The organism is Thermodesulfobacteriota bacterium, assembly GCA_040756475.1.
Lineage (GTDB): Bacteria > Desulfobacterota > Deferrisomatia > Deferrisomatales > JACRMM01 > JBFLZB01.
In genome coordinates, this window is sequence record JBFLZB010000255.1 from 1 (window position 1) to 5,078 (window position 5,078).

Annotated in this window: 5 protein-coding genes; 1 reads left to right on the forward strand and 4 read right to left on the reverse strand. The window is 68.8% G+C overall.

Annotated features, from left to right (window positions below; genetic code table 11):
• Nucleotides 1-69: 69 nt before the first annotated feature.
• The 3 genes from AB1578_21785 to AB1578_21795 all read right to left on the reverse strand — a co-directional run bounded on the left by AB1578_21785 (nucleotide 70) and on the right by AB1578_21795 (nucleotide 3,470).
• Nucleotides 70-732 (reverse strand): hypothetical protein, encoded by a 663-nt coding sequence (locus tag AB1578_21785; GenBank protein MEW6490530.1) that lies wholly within the window; start codon nucleotides 730-732, stop codon nucleotides 70-72.
• On the reverse strand, nucleotides 720-2,072 hold the full coding sequence (locus tag AB1578_21790) for an HD domain-containing phosphohydrolase (GenBank protein ID MEW6490531.1): 1,353 nt from the start codon (nucleotides 2,070-2,072) through the stop codon (nucleotides 720-722). The genes AB1578_21785 and AB1578_21790 overlap by 13 nt, the downstream gene beginning before the upstream one ends.
• 432 nt (nucleotides 2,073-2,504) lie before the next feature.
• Nucleotides 2,505-3,470, reverse strand: a complete 966-nt coding sequence (locus tag AB1578_21795) for a GlxA family transcriptional regulator (protein MEW6490532.1) — start codon at nucleotides 3,468-3,470, stop codon at nucleotides 2,505-2,507.
• 139 nt (nucleotides 3,471-3,609) lie between these two features.
• Between AB1578_21795 and AB1578_21800 the strand changes: the two genes are divergently transcribed.
• Nucleotides 3,610-4,383 carry an enoyl-CoA hydratase-related protein gene (locus AB1578_21800; GenBank protein ID MEW6490533.1) on the forward strand — a complete coding sequence of 258 codons (774 nt, stop codon included), beginning with the start codon at nucleotides 3,610-3,612 and terminating at the stop codon, nucleotides 4,381-4,383.
• A gap of 74 nt (nucleotides 4,384-4,457) precedes the next feature.
• Here AB1578_21800 and AB1578_21805 read toward each other — a convergent pair whose 3' ends face one another.
• Entirely contained in the window at nucleotides 4,458-4,880 is a 423-nt protein-coding gene (locus AB1578_21805) for a thioesterase family protein (protein MEW6490534.1), read from the reverse strand.
• Nucleotides 4,881-5,078 lie beyond the last annotated feature (198 nt).

Genomic DNA, 5,078 nt, shown 5'->3' on the forward strand with positions numbered 1-5,078 from the left:
CCGGAAGGCCGCCCCGAAGAAGAAAAGGCATGAAAAGCAAGGACGTCCCCTCCGATTCTCCCACGGGCGTTAGCGGATCTTCTCCAGGTTTCTCTGCTGGGCCGTGGCGGTCTCGATGCTGCGGCGGGCGTCCTCGAAGGAAGGGTCGAAGGCCGCGATCTTGCGCCAGGTGTCGATCGCGCCGGGCAGGTCGCCGGTCCGATAGCGGAGCAGCCCCGCCTCCATGAGCCGCTGGGAGCAGTCCCGGATCCTGCCTTCCACCCGGCTTCGGGTCCAGCCGGCGTCCCCGAAGGAACCCTCCCCCGCCGGGAGAAGCTCCAGGGCGCGGCCGAAGTGGGTCCCGGCCTCGGCCCAGTCGCCGATCCGGTACCGCTCCTCCCCCTCGCCCAGGGACTGGGCCGCAGCCTTCGCCTGCCGAGCCGCCGAGGAGGCTTCTTGCTGGAGCAGCTCACCTGGCCGCTCGGGCTCCGGCGCGGCGCGGGGGCGATGATCCGTAGGTGCCCCTTTGCGCTCAGCGGCTGCGGCCGGGGGAACTGGAAGTGCCTCTCCGCGCTCGGCTGCCGCGGCAGGGGGGGCAAGGGGGGGCGGAGGAGGCGCGGGCGCGGCGGCCGGCTGGACATCGTCAGGGGGGCGGATGTCCCGATGGGTGGGGATCCGCTCCAGGGGCGCACAGGCCGCGAGCAGGACGGCGGCCAGGGCCAGGGTCCGCGAAAGCCTCCTCAAGCCCGGCACGCCAGCGGCTCCTTGCCCGCCAGGACCCCGTCCCGTTCCAGGACCTCCAGGAGGAGGTCGGTGAGCTGGGGGTGGAACTGGGTTCCCCGATAGGAGAGCAGCTCCGCCGCGGCCTGCCCCGGCGTCAGCGCTTCGCGGTAGGGCCGCGAAGAGGTCATGGCGTCGTAGGAGTCGGCGATGGCGATGATGGCGGCGAAGAGAGGGATCTGGTCCTCCGAGAGCCCATCCGGATAGCCGCGACCGTCGTACCACTCGTGGTGGTGGAGGACGCCCGGGATGAGATCGTGGAGCGACTCCACGATGCGCAAGACGTCGGCTCCGTCCTCGGGGTGGCGCATGATGACGCGCCGTTCCTCCTCGGTCAGCCGCTCCAGCTTCTGGAGGACCTGGTCGGGGGTCCGGATCTTCCCCACGTCGTGGAACAGGCACGCGAGCTCCAAGTCCCGAAGCTCGGCCTCCTCCAGGCCCAGGATCCTGCCGATGGCCACCGACAGCTTCGCCACCCGCTCGGAATGGCCGAGGGTATAGGGGTCCCGGGCCTCGATCGCCGTGGCTAGGACCTTGACGGTCCCCACGTACGCCCCCTCCAGGTCCCGGGCATACTGCTGCAAGCTGCCCTGCTGTTCCGTGATGAGCCTCGCCATCTCGTTGAAGCTGCGGCTCAGCTCGCCCAGCTCGTCCCGGGCCCGCGCGGGGATCTCCTCCTTGTACTGCCCCGCCGAGAGCTCGGAAACACACCGGGCCAGCACCTTGATCGGCGTGGTGATCAGCCTGGAGATCAAGAAGGTGCCGGCCACTCCCAGGGCGAGGACCAGCGCGGAGACGAGGAATACCTTGGTCCTGGCCCGGGACTGGGCCGTGACCAGGGCGTCGTTGGCGATCTCCAAGTGGACCTGACCCAGGTGCTTTCCGGCGAAGGAGATCGGAACCCGAAAGTCGAAGGCCGGCTCCTCGTCCCGAAGCACCCGCAGGACCCTGGCGCCGTCCGGCTCTGTCTCGAGAAGGCGGCCCTGGGCTTCCACCAGAGCTTCGCCGGTGCGCCGGAGGTCGCTGTGGGCCCGGAGCCGCCCACTCTGGTCCACCACGGCCACGAATACGATGTCCTCCTGCTGCTCGCGGACCTTTGAGACGAGGTTGTCCAGCGCCAGCCTGTCTTCGGCGAGGAAGCTGTACGCCGCGGCGCTCGACACGCTGCGTCCGATGGCGAGCCCGCGCCTCACGAGTTGGCCCAGGAGGAACTCGTCCATGACGTTCATCGCGACTACCGAAGACGCCGTGGTGATGGTGGCCACGAGGAGAAACGTTAGGGTCGTGAGCTTGAAGCGAATCCCCTGGAACAACGCACACTCCCCTGAAGTCCAGTTCCCGCAACAGACACGGTCCGAGAAGTCCTGCGTCTTGCGAGCGAGCACTTCGCCCATTCCCTTCGGCCGGGGAGCCGCACGGCTTGAATCGTGGTGGCTCCTCGCGAAGAAGACCGTTCCCGGGACGCCGGGATGGAGGCTTCTTCCCTGCCGACCACGTAGAGTGGGGGACGAAGGGCCATGCTCACCCAACGCGGAGGGGGACTCTATATACCTCCGGTCACATGGAAAAAGACCTTTCCGAGCGCCCAGTTCGAGCGCTATCCGGACGACAGCCTGGTCCATTGCAGGAGTGAGCGGCGGGCACGGGTGGAGCTCCAGGCGGTCCGGGGCCGGTTCGCGCAGTGCGGTCTGGAGCTTCACCCGGTGAAGACCCGGATCGTCCTCTGCTCGTTTGTCGAGCGGTTCCTACCGGCGAAAGCGCTGCCGATACTCCGACGGCCGCAAACCGGTCTCCTTGACGAAGACCTTCCGGAAGAAGCCCCCGTCGCCGTAGCCCACGGCCCAGGTAATCTCCTCGAAGCTCTTGCCGGTCTCCTCCAGGAGGCGCTTGGAAGCCTCCACCCGCACCCGGTGGAGGTAGGCGAGCGGCGTGACTCCGGCAGCCGCCTTGAAGCGCCTCTCCAGGGTCCGGGGGCTCAGGCCGAACCGCCCGGCGAGCTCCGGGTACCGCACCTCCTCCGAGAAGTGGGTCTCGAGCCAGTCCTGGACCTCCAGGACGCGGGCGTCGGCGTGGTCCTTCCGGAGGCGGAAGACCGCGTAGGGCGACTGGCTGGTGCGGCCGTGGTCCGAGAGCATGGCCTTTGCCGTGTGGAGCGCCACGTCGCGCCCGCAGTACTTCTCCACCAGGTACAGGGAGAGATCCACGGCGGCGGTGAAGCCGGCGGAGCAGTACACCCGGCCCCCGTCGGTAAGGATCCGCTCCGGGCGCAGGTCCACCGCCGGGTAGCGCGCCCGGAAGGCATCCGCGAAGGCCCAGTGGGTGGTGGCCTCCTTGCCGTCGAGCAGCCCGGTGGCCGCGAGCAGGAAGGCGCCGGTGCACACGCTCGCGAGGTCCGCCCCCCGCGCGGCCTGCTCCCCGAGCCAGTCCACGGCGCCCGGGTACCGGTCGCTGTTGAGGGAGGCCAGGGCCGAGACCAGGACCAGGTCGGCGCGGGGCGCACCGGCGATGCTGCGGTGGGGGGTGACCCGCAGCCCGGTGCGGGTCGCAAAGGTCCTGCCGTCGAGGCTCACGAGCTCCACCTCGAAGTAGGGCGTTTCCCGGTCCCCCATGAGGCGGTCGTAGAGGCGCCCGGCTTGGTGGAACACGTCGAGGGGGCCCGTAAAGGTAGTGGCCACCGTGTTTTCGAAGGCCAGGATGAGGACGCGCTTCACGGGAACTCCTGTTGTCGCAATCGCATTGCAGATTGTCGCATGTGCCACTGCCCGGCGCCCCCGGCAAGGTCTATCGTGCCAGCCTGTGGCCAAAGGCGGCCGGCGGTCGCGCGCCGCCGCCCATCGCGAGGAGGGAGTCATGCCGTACGAGTTCCTGAGTGTCACGACCGAGGAGAGGGTGGCCGTCCTCCGCCTGGAGCGGCCCAAGGCGCTGAACGCGCTCTGCGACGGCTTGGTTTCTGAGCTGGCGGCGGCCCTGGATGTCCTCGAAGGCGACCCCGAGGTGTCGGTCGCGATCCTGACCGGGGGTGCCGACGTCTTTGCCGCAGGGGCCGACCTGAAGGAGATGCTGGGGAAGACCCTGCCTGAGGTGGTGGCCGAGAACTTCTCGGGCTGTTGCCCCAGGCTGGCCGCGTTCGGCCTGCCGGTGGTGGCGGCGGTGGCGGGCTATGCCCTGGGGGGAGGGTGCGAGCTCGTGGAGATGTGCGACATCGTCATCGCCGCTGATACGGCCCGCTTCGGCCACCCCGAGGTCTCGGTGGGCACCATGCCCGGAGCCGGCGGCACCCAGCGCCTCCCCCGGGCCATCGGGAAGCACAAGGCCCTGGACCTGCTCCTCACGGGCCGGATGATGGATGCCGCCGAAGCCGAGCGGGCGGGGTTGGTGTCGCGGGTCGTGCCTCCGGCGGAGCTCTTGGACACGGCGCTCGCCGTCGCACGCAGGATCGCGTCGCACTCCAGGCCCGTCCTCAAGCTCCTCAAGCAGGCCGTGGTCCAGTCCCAGGGGATGCCGCTGGGGGAAGGCCTGGCCTTCGAGCGCAAGCTCTTCCAGCTCACGTTCGGGTTCGAGGATCGCAGGGAAGGGATGGAGGCGTTCGTGGAGAAGCGAAAGCCCCGGTTCCGCCACCGGTGAACCCGATGCGACGTCGCCCCGGGGGGCAATCCCCGGGCGGCACTCGCCGGTCCACCCGCGTCAGGCCGGCATCGTCACGAAGCGGGTGCCTTCCCCCGAACCCGGGCGTCGAACTTGGCCTTGTCGATGACGAAGCGCTCGTGGCGGCCCCTGGAGATGCGATCGACACCGTCGTGGGCTTCCAGGTGGAAGACCAGTTTTCGGCCGCTCACCTCCACGAGCTCGACCCGGGCCGTGACCGCGAGCCCCGGCGGGGTGGCGGCTTCGTGGCTCACGTCGATGTGGGTGCCCACGGTCTGTTCGGCGGGCCAATCCAGATGGGGGTTGACCGCCTGGATGCAGGCCCACTCGAACAAACCCACCAGGAACCCGGTGGCAAACACGACCGGCATCGCCCGAAACTCTTCTGCCTCCGGGTAGAGCGCCGGAACGGTCTTCGAGGCGGGAACCACGAACCGGTGCTCGTAGGTGATGCCTGGTTTGAGCGTCTCTTTCATCTGGGTCTCCTCCCACACGAGCATGTCTTCGTTGGAAGAGGAAAAGTCGATGGGCGCCGTGTAGCGTGGAAACTAGGCCGATCCTTCCTGCGGCGCCAGGCTGAGTGCGAGGGCTTCATTTTTCAGTTTCTCTCGCAACTGCTCTTCCACCTTCGTCGCTCGTTGGAGCATTTCGTCTGCTGCGGTCGAGAGCGCCTG

Coding starts and splice junctions, on each gene's coding strand:
- AB1578_21800 (MEW6490533.1), top strand. CDS start 3,610: ATGCCGTACGAGTTCCTGAGTGTCACGACCGAGGAGAGGGTGGCCGTC.
- AB1578_21805 (MEW6490534.1), bottom strand. CDS start 4,880: ATGAAAGAGACGCTCAAACCAGGCATCACCTACGAGCACCGGTTCGTG.